The 17,364-nt window shown below is 62.5% G+C and carries 17 protein-coding genes; 8 read left to right on the top strand and 9 right to left on the bottom strand.

Annotated features, from left to right (window positions below):
* Nucleotides 1-87 precede the first annotated feature (87 nt).
* The 6 genes from PG5_RS28635 to pedF all read right to left on the bottom strand — a co-directional run bounded on the left by PG5_RS28635 (nucleotide 88) and on the right by pedF (nucleotide 6,971).
* Entirely contained in the window at nucleotides 88-1,608 is a 1,521-nt protein-coding gene (locus PG5_RS28635) for an aldehyde dehydrogenase family protein (protein WP_020800578.1), read from the bottom strand.
* Nucleotides 1,609-1,872: 264 nt separating this feature from the next.
* Nucleotides 1,873-3,648: a PQQ-dependent methanol/ethanol family dehydrogenase gene (locus tag PG5_RS28630; protein ID WP_020800576.1), complete on the bottom strand. Its 1,776-nt coding sequence runs from the start codon at nucleotides 3,646-3,648 to the stop codon at nucleotides 1,873-1,875.
* 256 nt (nucleotides 3,649-3,904) lie between these two features.
* Entirely contained in the window at nucleotides 3,905-4,843 is a 939-nt protein-coding gene (locus tag PG5_RS28625) for a quinoprotein relay system zinc metallohydrolase 1 (protein WP_020800574.1), read from the bottom strand.
* A gap of 16 nt (nucleotides 4,844-4,859) precedes the next feature.
* On the bottom strand, nucleotides 4,860-5,621 hold the full coding sequence (locus PG5_RS28620; protein WP_033044233.1) for a quinoprotein dehydrogenase-associated SoxYZ-like carrier: 762 nt from the start codon (nucleotides 5,619-5,621) through the stop codon (nucleotides 4,860-4,862).
* A 9-nt stretch (nucleotides 5,622-5,630) separates the two neighbouring features.
* Nucleotides 5,631-6,506 (bottom strand): ABC transporter substrate-binding protein, encoded by an 876-nt coding sequence (locus tag PG5_RS28615; protein WP_020800572.1) that lies wholly within the window; start codon nucleotides 6,504-6,506, stop codon nucleotides 5,631-5,633.
* A 3-nt stretch (nucleotides 6,507-6,509) separates the two neighbouring features.
* Nucleotides 6,510-6,971 (bottom strand): cytochrome c-550 PedF, encoded by a 462-nt coding sequence (pedF, locus tag PG5_RS28610; protein ID WP_020800571.1) that lies wholly within the window; start codon nucleotides 6,969-6,971, stop codon nucleotides 6,510-6,512.
* 254 nt (nucleotides 6,972-7,225) lie between these two features.
* On the opposite strand from pedF, the gene exaA reads away from it, so the two are divergent.
* Nucleotides 7,226-9,118 carry a quinoprotein ethanol dehydrogenase gene (exaA, locus tag PG5_RS28605; RefSeq protein WP_020800570.1) on the top strand — a complete coding sequence of 631 codons (1,893 nt, stop codon included), beginning with the start codon at nucleotides 7,226-7,228 and terminating at the stop codon, nucleotides 9,116-9,118.
* 96 nt (nucleotides 9,119-9,214) lie between these two features.
* Nucleotides 9,215-9,862: a pentapeptide repeat-containing protein gene (locus tag PG5_RS28600; protein WP_020800569.1), complete on the top strand. Its 648-nt coding sequence runs from the start codon at nucleotides 9,215-9,217 to the stop codon at nucleotides 9,860-9,862.
* A 131-nt stretch (nucleotides 9,863-9,993) separates the two neighbouring features.
* Here the strand turns inward: PG5_RS28600 and PG5_RS28595 are convergent, their stop codons facing one another.
* Genes PG5_RS28595 through PG5_RS35085 form a run of 3 tightly spaced genes read right to left on the bottom strand, consistent with a single transcriptional unit; the run spans nucleotide 9,994 to nucleotide 12,016 of the window.
* Complete coding sequence (locus tag PG5_RS28595; RefSeq protein ID WP_020800568.1) at nucleotides 9,994-10,632, bottom strand: response regulator transcription factor; 639 nt, start codon at nucleotides 10,630-10,632, stop codon at nucleotides 9,994-9,996.
* Complete coding sequence (locus tag PG5_RS28590; RefSeq protein ID WP_020800567.1) at nucleotides 10,629-11,891, bottom strand: histidine kinase; 1,263 nt, start codon at nucleotides 11,889-11,891, stop codon at nucleotides 10,629-10,631. Before PG5_RS28590 ends, PG5_RS28595 begins: the two co-directional genes overlap by 4 nt.
* Nucleotides 11,892-11,893: 2 nt before the next feature.
* Nucleotides 11,894-12,016, bottom strand: coding sequence for a hypothetical protein (locus PG5_RS35085; protein ID WP_020800566.1), 123 nt, complete (start codon nucleotides 12,014-12,016; stop codon nucleotides 11,894-11,896).
* Between the two features lie 157 nt (nucleotides 12,017-12,173).
* Here PG5_RS35085 and PG5_RS28585 point away from each other — a divergent pair, with 157 nt between their 5' ends.
* The 6 genes from PG5_RS28585 (at nucleotide 12,174) to PG5_RS28560 (ending at nucleotide 17,269) form a co-directional block, all read left to right on the top strand.
* On the top strand, nucleotides 12,174-13,358 hold the full coding sequence (locus PG5_RS28585; protein WP_020800565.1) for an ABC transporter substrate-binding protein: 1,185 nt from the start codon (nucleotides 12,174-12,176) through the stop codon (nucleotides 13,356-13,358).
* A gap of 28 nt (nucleotides 13,359-13,386) precedes the next feature.
* Complete coding sequence (locus tag PG5_RS28580) at nucleotides 13,387-14,346, top strand: YVTN family beta-propeller repeat protein (RefSeq protein WP_020800564.1); 960 nt, start codon at nucleotides 13,387-13,389, stop codon at nucleotides 14,344-14,346.
* On the top strand, nucleotides 14,343-15,074 hold the full coding sequence (locus PG5_RS28575) for an ABC transporter ATP-binding protein (protein WP_020800563.1): 732 nt from the start codon (nucleotides 14,343-14,345) through the stop codon (nucleotides 15,072-15,074). The genes PG5_RS28580 and PG5_RS28575 overlap by 4 nt, the downstream gene beginning before the upstream one ends.
* A complete protein-coding gene (locus PG5_RS28570; protein ID WP_020800562.1) occupies nucleotides 15,071-15,862 on the top strand; it encodes an ABC transporter permease in 792 nt (263 codons plus the stop codon). The genes PG5_RS28575 and PG5_RS28570 overlap by 4 nt, the downstream gene beginning before the upstream one ends.
* A gap of 127 nt (nucleotides 15,863-15,989) precedes the next feature.
* Nucleotides 15,990-16,547: a PQQ-dependent catabolism-associated CXXCW motif protein gene (locus PG5_RS28565; protein WP_020800561.1), complete on the top strand. Its 558-nt coding sequence runs from the start codon at nucleotides 15,990-15,992 to the stop codon at nucleotides 16,545-16,547.
* A gap of 56 nt (nucleotides 16,548-16,603) precedes the next feature.
* Entirely contained in the window at nucleotides 16,604-17,269 is a 666-nt protein-coding gene (locus PG5_RS28560; protein ID WP_008056546.1) for a response regulator transcription factor, read from the top strand.
* The last annotated feature ends 95 nt before the right edge of the window (nucleotides 17,270-17,364 follow it).

The following is a 17,364-nucleotide window of genomic DNA, read 5'->3' as shown; positions in this document are numbered from 1 at the left end:
AGGCTGCGATCTTTTGATTGTGAATTCCAAGATCAAAAGATCGCAGCCTGCGGCAGCTCCTACAGGGGTTTATGTGCAGTCAGTGAGTTAGAAGAACCCGAGCGGATTGATGTCGTAGCTCACCAGCAGGTTTTTGGTCTGCTGGTAGTGGTCGAGCATCATCTTGTGGTTCTCCCGGCCGACGCCGGACTTCTTGTAGCCACCAAACGCCGCATGCGCCGGGTACAGGTGGTAGCAGTTGGTCCACACGCGCCCAGCCTTGATCGCCCGGCCCATGCGGTACGCGCGGTTGATGTCGCGGGTCCAGAGACCGGCACCGAGGCCGAACTCGCTGTCGTTGGCGATGGCCAGCGCTTCGGCTTCGTCCTTGAAGGTGGTGACACCCACCACCGGCCCGAAGATTTCTTCCTGGAACACGCGCATCTTGTTGTGGCCCTTGAGCAGCGTCGGCTGGATGTAATAGCCGCTGGACAGGTCACCCTCCAGGCGCTCGGCCGCGCCGCCAGTGAGCAGCTCGGCGCCCTCCTCCTGGGCGATGGTCAGGTACGAAAGGATCTTGTCGTATTGCTGTTCGGATGCCTGGGCGCCGACCATGGTCTCGGTGTCCAGCGGGTTGCCGCGCTTGATCTTGACGATCTTCTTCATGACTTCGGCCATGAACGGTTCGTAGATCGATTCCTGCACCAGTGCCCGGGACGGACAGGTGCAGACTTCGCCCTGGTTGAAGAACGCCAGTACCAGGCCTTCGGCGGCTTTTTCGATGAACGCGGGTTCAGCGTTCATGATGTCTTCGAAGAAGATATTCGGCGACTTGCCGCCCAGTTCGACGGTGCTCGGAATGATGTTCTCGGCGGCGCAATGCATGATGTGGGCGCCGACGGGGGTCGAGCCGGTGAAGGCGATCTTGGCGATACGCTTGCTGGTGGCCAGGGCCTCGCCGGCTTCGCGACCGAAGCCCTGGACGATGTTCAGTACACCCGCCGGCAGCAGGTCGGCAATCAATTCGGCGAAGACCATGATCGACAGCGGCGTTTGCTCTGCGGGCTTGAGCACGATGCAGTTGCCCGCGGCCAGCGCTGGCGCGAGTTTCCAGGCGGCCATCAGCAGCGGGAAGTTCCACGGAATGATCTGCCCGACCACGCCCAATGGCTCGTGGAAGTGATAGGCAGTGGTCAGCTCGTTGATCTCGGCGGCGCCGCCTTCCTGGGCGCGGATGCAGCCGGCGAAGTAACGGAAATGGTCGGCCGCCAGGGGTACGTCGGCGTTGAGGGTCTCGCGCACCGCCTTGCCGTTGTCCCAGGTTTCGGTGACGGCGAGGATCTCCAGGTTTTGCTCGATGCGGTCGGCGATTTTCAACAGCACCAGGGAGCGGTCCTGGGCCGAAGTCTTGCCCCAGGCATCGGCGGCGGCATGGGCGGCGTCCAGGGCCTTCTCGATATCGGCGGCGCTGGAGCGCGGGAATTCCGCGATCACTTCACCGTTGACCGGCGAGGTGTTGGTGAAGTACTCGCCATTGGCCGGCGCGACGAATTCGCCGCCGATGAAGTTGCCGTAGCGTGGCTTGAAAGTAACGACGGCGCCAGGTGTTCCGGGTTGGGCGTAGATCATGGTGGGCCTCTGTCTGGGTCGATGCCTGTCGTGTCGACAGGCGATGAACCGATACTAGAGAGCCCCGAGTGCCAGACGAATGCATCGTTGGCAGGAGGGACTCTCGTTATTTGGTCGTATATTTCACACCGCCCCCTCCCCCTGTAGGAGCGAGCATGCTCGCGATGAACCTGAGAACGCCGCGGGGCACCAGACACCCCACGTCATCGTTGACGACCATCGCGAGCAGGCTCGCTCCCACAGGGGTTATGTGGCGGATTCGGATCAGTGCTTGGCGACGAGGTCCTTGGGCAGCTTGAAGGTCCAGAGCATGCCGCCCTGGTTGAAGTCCTTCACCCGCTTGGCCACTTCGCCGCCCCACAGCGGCACGGCGCCGCCCCAGCCGGAGAGCACCGAGACGTACTGCTCGCCGTCCATTTCCCAGGTCACGGGCGAGCCGAGTACGCCGGAGCCGGTCTGGAATTCCCAGACCTTCTCGCCGGTCTTGGCGTTGAACGCCTGCAGGAAACCTTCCGGCGTGCCGGTGAATACCAGGTTGCCCTTGGTGGTCAGCACCCCGCCCCACAGCGGCGCGAAGTTCTTGTGCCGCCACACTTCCTTGCCGGTTTTCGGGTCGATCGCCCGCAGCACGCCGATGTAGTCTTCATTCAATGGCTTGATGGTGAAGCCGGCACCGAGGAACGCCGCACCTTTCTTGTAGGCGATGCCTTCGTTCCAGATATCCATGCCCCACTCGTTGGACGGCACGTAGAACAACCCTGTGTCGCGGTTGTAGGCCATCGGCATCCAGTTTTTCGCGCCGAGGAATGCCGGCGCTACGAACACCGAGCTGCCCTTGGCTTCAGTGCCCGGTGCGCCAGGACGGCTGGCTTCGTTGTAGATCGGCCGGCCGGTTTTATCCAGGCCGGTGGCCCAGGTGATCTTGTCCACGAACGGGAAGCCACGGATGAATTTGCCATTGGTGCGATCGAGCACGTAGAAGAAACCGTTGCGGTCAGCGGTGGCCGCCGCCTTGATCTCCTTGCCGCCCTCGGTGTAGTTGAACGACACCAGTTCGTTGACGCCGTCATAGTCCCAACCGTCGTGGGGCGTGCTCTGGAAGTGCCACTTGATGGTGCCGTCGTCCGGGTTGAGCGCCAGGCGCGACGACGAGTACAGGTTGTCGCCAGGGCGCAGGTGCGAGTTCCACGGTGCCGGGTTGCCGGTGCCGAACAACAGCAGGTTGGTTTCCGGGTCGTAATAACCGCCCAGCCAAGGCGCCGCGCCACCGGTCTTCCACAGGTCACCCGGCCAGGTCTTGCCCGCCTCGCCGCCGGAGATGCCGTTTTCCACGGCTTTGCCGTCCTTGTAGACGTAACCCATGTGGCCTTCGACCGTCGGCCGGGACCATAGCAAAGTACCGTTTTTCGGGTCGTAGGCTTCGATCTTGCCCACCACGCCGAATTCGCCACCAGCCACGCCGGTAATCAGCTTGCCGTTGATCACCAGTGGCGCGGCGCTGATCGAGTAGCCTTCCTTGTGGTCGGCGACTTTCTTGCTCCAGACCACCTTGCCGGTGTCCTTGTTCAGCGCCACGAGCTTGGCGTCGAGGGTGCCGAAGATCACCAGGTCGCCGTACAGCGCGACGCCACGGTTGATCACGTCGCAGCAGGGGCGAATGTCATCCGGCAGGCGCGCGTCGTATTGCCAGAGTTTCTTGCCGGTGCGTGCATCCACGGCGAATACCCGTGAATAGGAGCCGGTCATGTACATCACACCGTCCTTGACCATCGGTTGCGCTTGCTGACCGCGCTGCTTTTCCCCGCCGAAGGAGAAGGCCCACGCCGGTCGCAGCTCCTTGACGTTGTCGACATTGAGGATATCCAGCGGGCTGTAGCGCTGCCCCTGCACACCCAGGCCGTTGGTCACGACCTGCTCGGGGTTCTTGGGGTCCTGGAGAATGTCCTGGTCGGAAACCCCGGCCAATGCCTGACCGGACAACAGCATGGCACTGAGCAACAGGCTCAAGACGAAGGGCTGGCGACGTGCGGGTTGAGTCATGACGGCTTCCTCTGCAGTTTTTTGTTATTTCCGGGAAATTTTCCCGGTCTGGTGCAGATTCTTGGGCGCCGCCGCCCGGACAACAATTGCCCGCAATGTGGAGATTCCTAGTTCCTTGGTACAGGGTTGGATGCTGACCAGCACCGATTCCCTGTGGGAGCGGGCTTGCTCGCGAAAGCGGTGGGTCATTTAGCATGTTCGTGGCTGACACAACGCCTTCGCGAGCAAGCCCGCTCCCACAGGGGATTGGGGTGGGTCAGTTGTTTGCGGCGGAATCGACTCGCGTCATCTGCGCACGCTCGTATCGCGGGTACAAATGACTGACGCTGCGAATCAGCTCGTAGCGGCTCAGGCTGATCCCGGCGAACCGTTCGGGAATCGGGCTGCGGATCATCTCGCTCATGTCGCTACCATTGGCCGCACCGTCGCGCATCAATTGATCGAGCCAGCCCAGGTAATCGCGCATCTGTGCGAAGGGTTGCGGATCACTGGCCAGCGGGCCGTGACCGGGCACGATCAGTTTCCACGGCAAAGACTGCAGAGTCGCGATATCGGCCAGCCACACCGACAGCCCCGGACTGTTGGGCGTGGTCAGTGCCCGTTGATAAAACACCAGGTCGCCGGCAAACAGCACGCCGGTTCGCTGGTCGAGAATAGCCAGATCCGCACCCGTATGCCCACCCAGGCTCAGCAGGCGCAGATCGTGATTCCCAAAACTTTCCACACCAGGCGCCAGCGCCCGGTTCGGCAACACCACTTCGGTGCCGCGCATCCAGTCGCCCACCAGCCGGTACATGTTCTCGGCCATGGCATCGCCCTGCTTTTGCAGTAACTCAGTGGTGCCGGCCAGGGCGCCGATCGGCACGTCGGTAAACGCCTGGTTGCCCAGCACATGATCAGGATGATGATGGGTCAACAGGACCTGGATCACCGGCTTGTCGGTGGTCGCCGCTATGGCCCGGCGCATGGCCTCGCCGTAACGTCTGGACGGCCCGGTATCGATCACCACCACGCCGCGCTCGGTAACGATGAATGCCGTGTTGACGATGTTGCCGCCATTGTCCTTGGCAAAATTATCGGTGCTGCCTTCCAGCAACCAGGTGTCTTCGGCGATTTGCCTGGGCTTGAGCGAATATTCGAGATCGGCCATGGCTGGCAGGCCCAGGCCGAGCAACAACAGCAGCATCCAGCGCATGACAGGCTCCTTGAATTCAGGGGATCGACGCATCGAATTGGTTGCCGCTGTTATCGCGTAGCAACAGGCGCGTCTGCCCTGCCCCTTCGATATCAAAGGCCAGGCTGGGGTTTTCGCTGACGGCGGGGAACAGTTCGAGACGGGCCAGCAGTTGATCGTGCTGATCGCGCAGCTCGGCATGTTCGAGGAAAAATTCCGGGATGCCACTGACCATCCCGTTGTCCATCGGATGCGCTACCTGCACGCGCACGCGGCTGAATTCACCACGAGGATAACGACGGCCGAGCACCTCACCGACATGCTCTTCCCAACCCGCCTCAGTGCGCACCACGCTTGGCGCGGTACAGCCGCCACCCGCGGCGTCGATCAGGGTCGACCCCACATGCCACACGCCGTCACGGGTCAGTACCGCCGCGCGCAAAGGCGTCGCCTGTTCGACGCGGATGCGGATCGACAGCCATGGCAGCACGCCACTGAGCGGCTGGAAATCGACGATTTTCGGCAAGGGGTTGAGTTCAGCCCAGGCGAGGATCCTGACCACTTCGCCCTTGAAGGCTCGGGCATCGATTTCCAGCGGCACTTGACGTGCGTCTTCGGCGAACGGTGGCGCCAGCAGCTTGACCCGCTCATCGAACACGAACGGCGCCTCACCGAGCATTTGCTTGTGATAGAAGGCCCACATCACCGACGGCACCGGGTCTTTGCCGGGATCGACAGCGCCCGCATGGGCCGCCAGGCTCAAACAGCAGGCCAACAGACAACTCCTTTGCCAATTCATCGCCTGCTCCTATTGGTACATTTCGGGCACGTCGTAGCGCAAGCCGTACTGGCCGTAGATGGTTTTCACCGAACCCTCGCGGATCAGGCTTTCCAGCGCCTCCTCCACGGCATAGGCCAGTTGCCGGTTGCTTTCGTGGACGGCCATGCCGATCTCCCAGAGTTGCTTGCCCATGTTCGGGTAAGCGTTTTCTGCCAGGGCCAATTGCGGGTCGGCGGCTTCGTGCACCTGCCAGTCGATTTCGCCACGCATGGCCATGACGGCGTCGACCTCACCGGCCTTCATCGCCGCAAACGCCTGAGGCACGCCCGGGTAGTGGCGGGTCTTGCCGGCGAGCATGCCGTTGAACACCGAGGTCAGGTAGAACGAAGGCACGCTGTCGACTTCGACGCCGATCGGGTGCTGTTCAAACACCGCGACGCTGGCGACCTTGTCCAGCCGGCGGCGGTCGTAAGCGACTTGCCATTGCTCGTTCTGGTAAGGGCCGAACATCACCACATGGCCGTTTTCCATCTCGCCGAATTCGTTGCGTTTCTGCGCGTAATCGCGGTCATAAGGCACCCGCATCATCAGGTCGGCCAGTTGCTGATTGTGCAGTGGGCTGGGACGCCAGATGTAATCGCGCAGGTCATCGTCGAGCTTTTCCCCGGCGGGCGCCCAGATCAGCGTCAAACGCACACCCAGGGCCTTAGCCAGCGCCTGGGCCAGTTCCACGTCCACGCCCCGGGGCTGGCCCGCGTCTTCAAAACTGTAGGGGGCGAAGTCCTTGTAGACCGCCACTTTCAGCTCACCGGCGGCGATCATTTCGTCATAGTTGCGAACCTGCGCCTGCACCGACTGGCAGCACAGCCACACAGCGCTGATCAACACCGCGAGCAGGCGCATGGGTCACTCCTCGACGTGGACGCTGTCCAGATAAGTACGCACCGCCCACAGGGCTTCCTGGCTCAGGTAATCAGCCATTTTCGGCATGTAGACCCGACCATCACGCACCGCGCCGTGGCGTACTCGTTCGACGAACCACTCATCACCGGCATCCGCGACATCGAGCATGCGCAAATCGGGGGCGATGCCACCGGACTTGGCTTCCAGGCCATGACAGGCCGCGCAGTTCTGGTTGTAGGCCGACGCGCCGATTTCCACCGCCTTATCATGTTCCGGGGAAGTACGGTAAGGGTTCACCGCTGCCCAGCCATCGGCATCGAGCGGTACGCCGGCATCCTTGATCGGGGTCAGGCCCTGGGTGGCGACGGCCTGCGGCACCACATTGCCGTGGGCCCAGACGGAACCCGCACTGATAAGACCGACCAGCAGCCCGGTCACGAGCAAGGCGTTGCGTTTTGTTGTCATTGTTATGCCCTCAGGATTGCACGCAAGACCTCTTGGCAGAGGCTATGGCAGCCATCTTAGAAACCCCATGGCATGCACCCCATGCTGCTTTGGTGGTCGGCGCCTAATCCCTTGGTAGTAAGGCCTTGGAGGGACACCTAAATCAGGTGGCACATGGGAAGTTTTCCCGGCAACGGCGGGACATTTTCCGTATCCGCCGTCCGCCCCGGCGCCCCACCCTGTGCAGGTCAAAACCTCCACTGGGAACTGCAACCATGACAATAAGATCGCTACCCGCCCTTTCCCCCTTGACCGTCGCCGTACACGCTTTTTTGCTGGTCGGCAGCCTGTCCCTGAGCCCTGCCGGATTCGCCGAGACCGCACCGGCCAGCGCCACCCGTAACGTGAGTTGGGAAGACATTGCCAACGATCACCTGACCACCAAGGACGTGCTGCAGTACGGGATGGGCACTAACGCCCAGCGCTGGAGCCCACTGGCCCAGGTCAACGACAAGAACGTGTTCAAGCTGACTCCGGCCTGGTCTTACTCCTTCGGCGACGAGAAACAGCGCGGCCAGGAATCCCAGGCGATCGTCAGCGACGGCGTGGTCTACGTCACCGGCTCGTATTCGCGGGTATTCGCCCTCGATGCCAAGACCGGCAAGCGCCTGTGGACCTACAACCATCGCCTGCCGGACAACATTCGGCCGTGCTGCGACGTGGTCAACCGCGGCGCGGCGATCTATGGCGACAAAATCTACTTCGGCACCCTAGATGCTCGGCTGATCGCCCTGGACAAGAACACCGGAAAAGTCGTGTGGAACAAGAAGTTCGGCGACCACGCCGCGGGCTACACCATGACCGGCGCGCCGGTGCTGATCAAGGACAAGGCCAGCGGCAAGGTGCTGTTGATCCATGGGAGTTCCGGTGACGAGTTCGGCGTGGTCGGCCAGCTCTTCGCCCGGGATCCGGACACCGGCGAGGAAGTCTGGATGCGGCCTTTCGTCGAAGGCCATATGGGCCGCTTGAACGGCAAGGACAGCACCCCGACCGGCGACGTAAAGGCGCCGTCGTGGCCGAACGATCCGACCACCGAAACCGGCAAGGTCGAAGCCTGGAGCCATGGTGGCGGCGCGCCTTGGCAGAGCGCCAGTTTCGATGCCGAAACCAACACCATCATCGTCGGCGCCGGTAATCCAGGCCCATGGAACACCTGGGCGCGCACCTCAAAGGACGGCAACCCACACGATTACGACAGCCTCTACACCTCTGGCCAGGTCGGCGTCGACCCGAGCACCGGCGAAGTGAAATGGTTCTACCAGCACACGCCGAACGATGCCTGGGACTTCTCCGGCAACAACGAATTGGTGCTGTTCGACTACAAGGACAAGGACGGCAAAACGGTCAAGGCCACCGGCCACGCCGACCGCAACGGCTTCTTCTATGTGGTCGACCGAAACAACGGCAAATTGCAGAACGCCTTCCCCTTCGTCGACAACATCACCTGGGCCAGCCACATCGATCTCAAGACCGGCCGCCCGGTGGAAAACGAAGGCCAGCGTCCGGCCAAGCCGTTGCCGGGGGAAACCAAGGGCAAGCCCGTGGAAGTCTCGCCGCCGTTCCTCGGTGGCAAGAACTGGAACCCCATGGCCTACAGCCAGGACACCGGGCTGTTCTATATCCCGGGCAACCAGTGGAAAGAGGAATACTGGACCGAAGAGGTCAACTACAAGAAAGGCTCGGCCTATTTGGGCATGGGTTTCCGCATCAAGCGCATGTACGACGATCACGTCGGGACGTTGCGGGCGATGAACCCGACCACCGGCAAAGTGGTCTGGGAGCACAAGGAACACCTGCCGCTGTGGGCCGGCGTGCTGGCGACCAAGGGCAACCTGGTGTTCACCGGTACCGGCGACGGGTTCTTCAAGGCCTTCGATGCCAAGACCGGTAAGGAACTGTGGAAATTCCAGACCGGCAGCGGCATCGTTTCCCCACCGATCACCTGGGAGCAGGACGGCGAGCAGTACATCGGCGTGACCGTGGGCTACGGCGGCGCGGTGCCGTTGTGGGGCGGCGACATGGCGGAGCTGACCAAGCCGGTGGCTCAAGGCGGATCGTTCTGGGTGTTCAAGATTCCGAGCTGGGATAACCAGACCGCGCAAAAATAACACCCCAACACCTGATCGTTCCCACGCTCTGCGTGGGAATGCAGCCCCGGACGCTCTGCGTCCGTTCGGCAATCTCACGCCCAAGAGAACCCTGCCATGAAATACCTGCCGCTGTTTCTTCTACTGACCCTGCAGCTGGTCCACGCCGACGACGGCGGCGACACCCCACTGATCATCAACGGCTGCACCATCGCCGAACACAGCCAATGCCCCGGCGCCAAACTCAAGGGCGCCAACCTGCGTAACCAGGACCTGCGCAACATGAACCTGAGCGGTGCCGACCTGCGCGAGGCCGACCTGCGCCACGCCCGCCTCGACCTGGCCAACCTGGAACAGGCCCAGCTACAGGGCGCCAACCTGACCCGCGCCAGCCTGCAACAAAGCAATGTGCGCCTGGCTGATTTCACCGGCGCCACGCTGGTGGCAATCCAGGGCTGGGGGCTGTTCGCCCAGGGCGCGCAATTCGAGAACGCCGACCTCAGCGCCGCCGACCTGCAATTCGCGCGGCTGTCCGGGGCCAGGTTGCACAACGCCAACCTGGGCGCCGCCGATCTGGAGATGACCTGGCTGAGCAAGGCCGATCTCAAGGGCGCCAACCTCAGCGACGCCAACCTGCAAGAGGCCAAGTTGGGCGAAAGCAACCTGGAAAACGCCAACCTCGGCGGCTCGCGCCAGCATTATGCGAATTTCCAGGATGCGAACATGGAGGGCTGCACGGGGTGCCCGACGACATGGGACAGGTGAGCACTTAATCACTGTGGGAGCGAGCCTGCTCGCGAAAGCGGAGTGACAGTAAACACATGCATCGACTGACACACCGCTTTCGCGAGCAGGCTCGCTCCCACAGGGGGATTTGCGTTGCCCGTGATAGCGCGTCAGCCCGCCTTGCGCACCACCCCCATATCAATCCCCAGATGCACCAGCTCGGCATGGGAGCTCACCTGCAACTTGCTCTTGAGCAACGTCAGGTGATTGGAAACGGTCTTGCTGCTGATGCTCAACTGCTCGGCGATCTGCCGCGTGGGGGTGCCTTTGGCGAGCATCACGAAAATCTCCAGCTCGCGCTGGGTCATGCTCTGCAAGCGCGGGTCGCTGGCGTCCTGCTGGCGATGGCAGGCCAGTTGAGTGGCCAGCGGTTGTTCGATGTAGGCATGGCCTGCGAGCACGCGCCGCACCGCCTCGATCAACACTTCTGGCGCCGAGCTCTTGGTCAAATATCCCGATGCCCCTGCCTCCAGTGCCTGACGCACCAGCGGCAGTTCATCGTGCATGCTGAAAAACAGCACCCGCAATTGTGGCAGGCGTTGCCGCAGCCGCCGAGTGGTTTCCAGGCCACTGATACCCGGCAGGCCGAAATCCATGATCACCAGGTGCGGCACGCTGTCCTGAACCCGCAGCAACGCCTCCTCGCCCGTTGCCGCCTCGCGTACTTCCATCGTCGGCAACAGCGCTCGCAACAAGCTGGCGTAGCCCTGGCGGACTACCGCATGGTCATCGACCAGCAGAATACTCATGAAACCTCCAAAGGCACGCTCAAGGTTAGCGCCCAACCGGCGCCGGGCTGGCTGATGATGCGCAACTCAGCGCCCAGGCTGCGGGCGCGTTCGCGCATCGAATACAGCCCGACACCGGGGCGCTGTGGTTGCTCCGCACCGCGACCGTTATCGCGCACCAGCAGGCGCAAGCGTGCGCCGTGATGTTGCAGGCGCACCCGCACCTGACTGGCGTCGGCATGCCGGGTGATGTTGGTCAGGGCTTCTTGCAGCAATCGGTACAGATGGGTTTTGTCCGGCCCCGACAGCGCCGGTAACTGCGCACTGAGCCGCAGCCGACAATCAATACCCTGCCGGCCTTGCCATTGCTCCACCAGCAACGTGATGGCTTCGGCCAACGGCAAGTGTTGCAGGACCACCGGATAGAGGTTGTGCACCAGGGCCCGAAAGCCTTGTTGAAGGTGTTCGCAGTTGTGCTCCAGTTCGCGCATCGTGCGCTCGACGGTCTGCGGTTGATCGGCCGCCAGGCGCAACAGGCACGCCTGCGCACGGATCCCGGCCAGGTACTGGCCGAGATCGTCGTGCAGGGTCTGGGCCAGCTGGGTACGTTCCTGTTCCTGCACCGCCAGCAAGGCCTGGGTCAGCCGGGCATTATCGCTACCAGCCTGTTCCAGCGCGACGGTCATGCGGTTGAAATGCGTCGCCAGTTGCCGCGCCTCCGGCCCCCCTTCTGGACGCAGGCGCACTGTGAGCTGTCCGGCACACACCTGCTGGAACGCCCGCAGCAGCTCATCGAGCAGACCCATGCCACGACGCACCGCCCAGCGGATGGTCAGCAGACTGACCACCAGGGCCATCGCACACAGGCTGAGCAGTTGTTGCACGGAGTCCCAGACTTCGTCGATTTCATCCCGTGGATCAAGCGCAATCTGCACCCGTCGGCCATCCGCCAGATCGAGGATTCTGGCGCCATGACGCACTTCGGCGAACAGCAGGCGGCCCAGCCAGGCATCGAGCCCGCCTTGCACGGCTAGCGGTGGCTGTTCCTCCGGCCCCAGCCAGCGTACGCGGACGTGACGCAGGCCTTGGGTCAGCCGCGGTTGCAGGCTGATCGGGTCACGTTCGGCGGTTTCGCTCAGGTACTCGACCACCGCTTCGGCCGATTGCAGCTCACGTTCCACGTCCTGCAGCGCTTGATGCACCAACAACGTCATGCAAGCCAGGGTCACCAGCGCAAAAAAACCGCAGACCCACAGATTGATCCGCCACAGGGCTGACATGCCTAGCGCCCCGGTGTCGCGGGCATGACCTGCAGCGCCACGGGACGCGAGCCGTGGAGCCGGTCGACGCCGATCAGGGTCAGGATCAGCAAAAACGGCAGGAGCAGTGCCTTGACGATACGCATGGTCAATCCCCTCCAGAGCAGTGGCCGTTGTTGATCATGCTAAAACCGCGCCGCCCGGCGCGGGCTACTACCTTGGTACTGGCTGCTTGGTACTTTCTGCATATTTCCCCGGCGGCATGGGCTTCCTATGCTGGCGCTACCTGTAATGGAGTGCCCTATGCGCCAGCTTGCCCCTTACGCCCTGATCTACCTGCTGGCGATTGCCTGCGCCGCCGGGCTGGTCACCCAAAGCCAGGCGGCGGACGCGCCGTTGCAGGTACGGATCGGCTACCTGGGCTATCGCCCGGACCCTGGCCCGCTGCTGTCGAACGTCATCCCCGAACCCAGCGACGCCGGGTTGCGCGGCGCCGAACTGGCGATCACCGACAGCAACAGCACCGGGCGTTTTCTCAAGCACGCCTACAGCCTGGTCAGCGCCAGCGTCGACAGTCCCGAAGCCTTGCTCAGCGCCGCAAAAAACCAGCACGACCAAGGCCTGCGCCTGTTCGTGGTGAACGCACCTGCCAGCAGCCTGAGCCAACTTAGTGCAGCGCTGCCCGATAGCCTTCTGTTCAATGCCGGCAGCCCCGACGACAGCCTGCGCAGCACCGATTGCTTGCCCAACGTGCTACACAGCCTGCCGAGCCGGGCGATGCTCGCCGACGCGTTGGCGCAATTTCTGGTAGTGCGCAAATGGCAGCGGGCGCTGCTGATCGTTGGCCCGACCGGCGACGATCAAGCCTATGCCGCGGCCCTGCGCCGCGCGGCCAAGCGCTTTGGCTTGCAACTGGTGGCGGAAAAACCCTGGAGCTTCGATAACGATCAACGGCGCAGCGCCCAGGCCGACATGCCGCTGTTCACCCAGACCGCCGAATACGACGTGGTGCTGGTGGCCGATGAGCGCGGTGATTTCGGTGAGTACGTGCCGTACCAGACCTGGTACCCGCGGCCGGTTGCCGGTACCCAGGGCCTGACCCCGGTGGGTTGGCACAAGACCGTGGAAACCTATGGCGCCGCACAACTACAGAAACGCTTCGAAGCCTTGGCCGGGCGCTGGATGAATGACCGTGACTTTGCGGCCTGGATCGCCGTGCGCAGCATCGCCAGCGCCGTCAGCAAGTCGCGGCAAACCGAGCCGATGGCCATCCGCGACCTGGAAATCAGCGATCAATTGCCGCTGGACGGTTTCAAGGGACGCAAGCTCAGTTACCGCCCGTGGAACGGCCAACTGCGCCAACCGATTCCGATCGTGCAGCCGCGGGCCCTGGTCAGCACCTCACCCCAGGACGGCTTCCTGCACCCCTTCAACGAGATGGACAGCCTGGGTTACGACAAGCCCGAGGTCAGTTGCCGCTTTCCCTGAATACAACAACTACAACAAGGAAACTGCCATGCGCCGCACTCTGATTTCCTGCGCCCTGCTGCTCGCCACGGGCCATGCCGCCGCCAGCACCGCCTGGGTCTCCAATGAAAAGGACAACAGCCTGAGCCTGATCGACATGCAGACCCTGCAAGTCACCGACACCCTCGCTGTCGGCCAGCGCCCCCGTGGCCTGTTGCTGTCCCATGACAACAAGTTGCTGTACATCTGCGCCAGCGACTCGGACCGGGTCCAGGTGATGGACGTGGCCACCCGCAAGATCATCAAGGAACTGCCCTCGGGTAAAGACCCCGAGCAATTCGCCCTGCACCCTAACAATCGCTGGCTGTACGTCTCCAACGAAGACGATGCGCTGGTCACGGTGATCGACACCGAGACGTCCAAGGTCCTCGGGCAGATCAACGTCGGTGTCGAGCCTGAAGGCATGGCCGTCAGCCCTGACGGCAAGTGGGCGGTCAACACCAGCGAAACCACCAACATGCTGCACTGGATCGACACCAGCACCCAGACCCTGGCCGACAGCACGCTGGTGGATCAAAGGCCGCGCTTCGTCGAATTCAACAACGACGGTTCGCAGCTCTGGGCCTCGGCGGAGATCGGTGGCACGGTGACGATTCTCGACGTCGCCCACCGCAACATCCTCAAGACCCTGAACTTCCAGATCAAGGGCGTGCACCCGGACAAAGTGCAGCCGGTGGGCATCAAGCTCAGCGCCGACGGCAAGTACGCCTTCGTTGCCCTGGGGCCGGCCAACCACGTGGCGGTCGTCGACGCCAAGACTTTCGAGATCCTCGATTACCTGCTGGTGGGCCGACGTGTCTGGCAACTGGCTTTCACCCCCGATCAAAAGCAGTTGCTCGCCACCAATGGCGTCAGCGGCGATGTCTCGGTGATCGATGTCGACAACCTCAAGGTCAGCAAATCGGTGAAGGTCGGACGTTATCCCTGGGGCGTGGTGGTGACCCCATGAACGCCCTGGAAGTCAGCGACCTGAGTTTTGCCTACGGGCCTCGGGAGGCCTTGCGCCAGGTGAATTTCAGCCTCGCACCCGGGCGTTTCGCCGCGCTGCTGGGGCCTAACGGCGCCGGCAAATCAACCCTGATCGCTTTGCTCACCCGCCTCTATGACCTGCAGCACGGCGATATCCGGGTCGGCGGCTGTTCATTGCGCAGCGCCCCGCGTCCGGCGCTGAAACAGCTGGGTGTGGTGTTCCAGCAAAGCACCCTGGACCTGGACCTGAGCGTCGAGCAGAACCTGCGTTATCACGCCGCGCTGCATGGCTTGTCCCGCCGCGAGACCGGCTTGCGGGTCGATGCGGAACTGGCTCGCCAGGCCCTGGACGAGCGCCGTGGCGAACGGGTGCGCGAACTCAATGGCGGCCATCGCCGCCGGGTGGAAATCGCCCGCGCGCTGTTGCATGAACCGCGTCTGTTGCTGCTCGACGAAGCCAGCGCCGGCCTCGATCCGGCCAGTCGCCTGGCGCTCAACCTGCACATTCGCACGCTGTGCCACGAGCAGCACATCAGCGTGCTCTGGACCACTCATCTGCTCGACGAAGTGCAGCCCGGCGATGACTTGTTGATCCTTCACCAGGGCCGCCTGGTAGCCAGCGGACAGGCCGACGCACTGAGCCTGGAATACGGTGGCGACCTGGGCTCGGCCTTCACTCGCCTGACCACTCCAGGAGCTGCCCAATGAACGCCTACTGGCAATGCTTGCGCGGTATCGTCCTGCGCGAGTGGCTGCGCTTCGTACTGCAACGCACGCGGTTTCTCAGCGCCCTGGTGCGGCCGTTGCTGTGGTTATTGGTGTTCGCCGCGGGGTTTCGCGCGGCACTGGGAATCGCCATCATCGAACCCTATGACACCTACATTCCGTATGAGGTCTACATCATCCCGGGACTGGCCTGCATGATCCTGCTGTTCAACGGCATGCAAGGGTCACTGTCGATGGTCTATGACCGCGAGATGGGCAGCATGCGCGTACTGCTTACCAGCCCCCTGCCCCGAACCTTCCTGCTGTGCAGCAAGCTGCTGGCCACTTCGCTGATCTCGCTGCTGCAGGTCTATGCCTTCCTGGCGATCGCCTGGCTCTACGGCGTGCGACCGCCAGCCATGGGTTTGCTGGTTGCCCTGCCGGCGCTGTTGCTGGTGGCGTTGATGCTCAGCGCACTGGGCCTGTTGCTGTCGAACGCTATCCGCCAGTTGGAGAACTTCGCCGGGGTAATGAACTTCGTGATCTTCCCGCTGTTTTTCCTGTCTTCAGCGCTGTATCCGCTGTGGAAAATGCGCGAAGCCAGCGAGTGGTTGTACTGGCTATGCGCGGTGAACCCGTTCAGCCATGCGGTGGAGCTGGTGCGCTTTGCCTTGTACGAACGATTCAATCCGCTGGCGCTGGCGGTGTGCGTAGGGTTGACCCTGCTGTTCGCCCTGCTCGCCGTGCTCACCTTCAACCCACAACACGCGGCCCTGCGCAAATCCAGCTGACACTCCCTGATCATCCCCTCGCCACAGAAAACTTACTACTTTAGTACTGGTTTTACCTGTCTATCGTCGCATTCCCAACGCAGCGCGACTGGCATGTAATGGGTTCATAACTATAAGGACCTACCCCATGCCGCGTGCCCGACGTCACCTGTTGCGTCCCACACTCGCTGCGTTGTCGCTGAGCCTGTGGCTGGGCGGTGTACACGCCCAAACCCCGCTGTTTTCCCATGACGGCTATCGCATCGACCTGTACCGCAGCCCTACGCCGGACGTGATGCAGGACGCGACCATCATCGATACACCCATCCTGCAAAATCTGCTTGAACAGGACCTGCGCCCGGTGCTGATCGACGTCTACCGCCGCCAATGGCTGCAAGGCCGCTTCATCGAAGACCAACTCCACGAAAACCTGCCCGGCAGCCATTGGCTGGCCAACACGGGCGACGGTGAGCTGACGCCGCAGTGGCAGGCGTATTTCGCCGACAACCTGAAAAAACTGACGGCCGGCAACCCGACGCAACCGCTGGTCTTCTACTGCCGCTCCGATTGCTGGTTGAGCTGGAATGCGGTCAAACGCGCGGCCAGCCTGGGCTATAAATCACTGTATTGGTATCGCGATGGCCTCGACGCCTGGCAGGCTGCCAGGCTGCCGGTCACGCCAGCCCAGCCCGAACCCTTTCCCTGAGCTTTACGCGTGCGTGTTGTTGCCACACCATAATCAAAATAATGAGGTGAAAGGCCATGTACAAAATTCTGATTGCCGACGATCACCCGCTGTTTCGCGAAGCCATACACAACGTCATCAGCGATGGCTTTGCCGGTAGCGAGGTGATGGAGACCGCCGACCTCGACAGTGCCCTCGCGCTGACCCAGGAACACGATGACCTGGACCTTATCCTGCTCGACCTGAACATGCCCGGCATGCACGGGCTCAATGGCCTGATCAACCTGCGCAACGAAGCGCCGACCATTCCCGTGGTCATCGTCTCCGCCGAGCAGGACAAACAGATCGTCCTGCAAGCCATCACTTACGGCGCGGTGGGTTTCATCACCAAATCCTCGCCACGTGCGCAGATGACCGAAGCGATCCAGCAGATCCTCAACGGCAATGTCTACCTGCCGCCGGACATCATCCGCACCGCAAAAAGCAGCACGCACCGGCGGATGAACGATGCCCCGAGCTTCCCGCCGGAACTGCTCCAGGCCCTGACCCGCAAGCAACTGCAGGTCCTGGAGCGCATGACCAAGGGCGAATCGAACAAACAGATCGCCTATACCCTGGAAATCGCCGAAACCACGGTGAAGGCCCACGTCTCGGCGATCCTGCGCAAGCTCAACGTGCACAACCGCGTGCAGGCGATCCTGAGTGCCGGGGATATCGATTTCGGCTCATATCTGCGCCGGTGACCTGATCGTTCCCACGCTCTGCGTGGGAATGCCTCAACGGACGCTGCGCGTTCGGCGCTTAAAGGGACGCGGAGCGTCCCGGGCTGCATTCCCAC

The organism is Pseudomonas sp. G5(2012) (genome assembly GCF_000408945.1).
Lineage (GTDB): Bacteria > Pseudomonadota > Gammaproteobacteria > Pseudomonadales > Pseudomonadaceae > Aquipseudomonas > Aquipseudomonas umsongensis.
The sequence above is the reverse complement of the archived record's forward strand: the minus strand, read 5'-3'. Positions and strand labels throughout refer to the sequence as shown.

What these genes read in the sequence shown, in the direction of transcription:
- PG5_RS28635 (WP_020800578.1), bottom strand. Translation starts at nt 1,608, where the DNA reads ATGATCTACGCCCAACCCGGAACACCTGGCGCCGTCGTTACTTTCAAG.
- PG5_RS28630 (WP_020800576.1), bottom strand. Translation starts at nt 3,648, where the DNA reads ATGACTCAACCCGCACGTCGCCAGCCCTTCGTCTTGAGCCTGTTGCTC.
- PG5_RS28625 (WP_020800574.1), bottom strand. Translation starts at nt 4,843, where the DNA reads ATGCGCTGGATGCTGCTGTTGTTGCTCGGCCTGGGCCTGCCAGCCATG.
- PG5_RS28620 (WP_033044233.1), bottom strand. Translation starts at nt 5,621, where the DNA reads ATGAATTGGCAAAGGAGTTGTCTGTTGGCCTGCTGTTTGAGCCTGGCG.
- PG5_RS28615 (WP_020800572.1), bottom strand. Translation starts at nt 6,506, where the DNA reads ATGCGCCTGCTCGCGGTGTTGATCAGCGCTGTGTGGCTGTGCTGCCAG.
- pedF (WP_020800571.1), bottom strand. Translation starts at nt 6,971, where the DNA reads ATGACAACAAAACGCAACGCCTTGCTCGTGACCGGGCTGCTGGTCGGT.
- exaA (WP_020800570.1), top strand. Translation starts at nt 7,226, where the DNA reads ATGACAATAAGATCGCTACCCGCCCTTTCCCCCTTGACCGTCGCCGTA.
- PG5_RS28600 (WP_020800569.1), top strand. Translation starts at nt 9,215, where the DNA reads ATGAAATACCTGCCGCTGTTTCTTCTACTGACCCTGCAGCTGGTCCAC.
- PG5_RS28595 (WP_020800568.1), bottom strand. Translation starts at nt 10,632, where the DNA reads ATGAGTATTCTGCTGGTCGATGACCATGCGGTAGTCCGCCAGGGCTAC.
- PG5_RS28590 (WP_020800567.1), bottom strand. Translation starts at nt 11,891, where the DNA reads ATGTCAGCCCTGTGGCGGATCAATCTGTGGGTCTGCGGTTTTTTTGCG.
- PG5_RS35085 (WP_020800566.1), bottom strand. Translation starts at nt 12,016, where the DNA reads ATGCGTATCGTCAAGGCACTGCTCCTGCCGTTTTTGCTGATCCTGACC.
- PG5_RS28585 (WP_020800565.1), top strand. Translation starts at nt 12,174, where the DNA reads ATGCGCCAGCTTGCCCCTTACGCCCTGATCTACCTGCTGGCGATTGCC.
- PG5_RS28580 (WP_020800564.1), top strand. Translation starts at nt 13,387, where the DNA reads ATGCGCCGCACTCTGATTTCCTGCGCCCTGCTGCTCGCCACGGGCCAT.
- PG5_RS28575 (WP_020800563.1), top strand. Translation starts at nt 14,343, where the DNA reads ATGAACGCCCTGGAAGTCAGCGACCTGAGTTTTGCCTACGGGCCTCGG.
- PG5_RS28570 (WP_020800562.1), top strand. Translation starts at nt 15,071, where the DNA reads ATGAACGCCTACTGGCAATGCTTGCGCGGTATCGTCCTGCGCGAGTGG.
- PG5_RS28565 (WP_020800561.1), top strand. Translation starts at nt 15,990, where the DNA reads ATGCCGCGTGCCCGACGTCACCTGTTGCGTCCCACACTCGCTGCGTTG.
- PG5_RS28560 (WP_008056546.1), top strand. Translation starts at nt 16,604, where the DNA reads ATGTACAAAATTCTGATTGCCGACGATCACCCGCTGTTTCGCGAAGCC.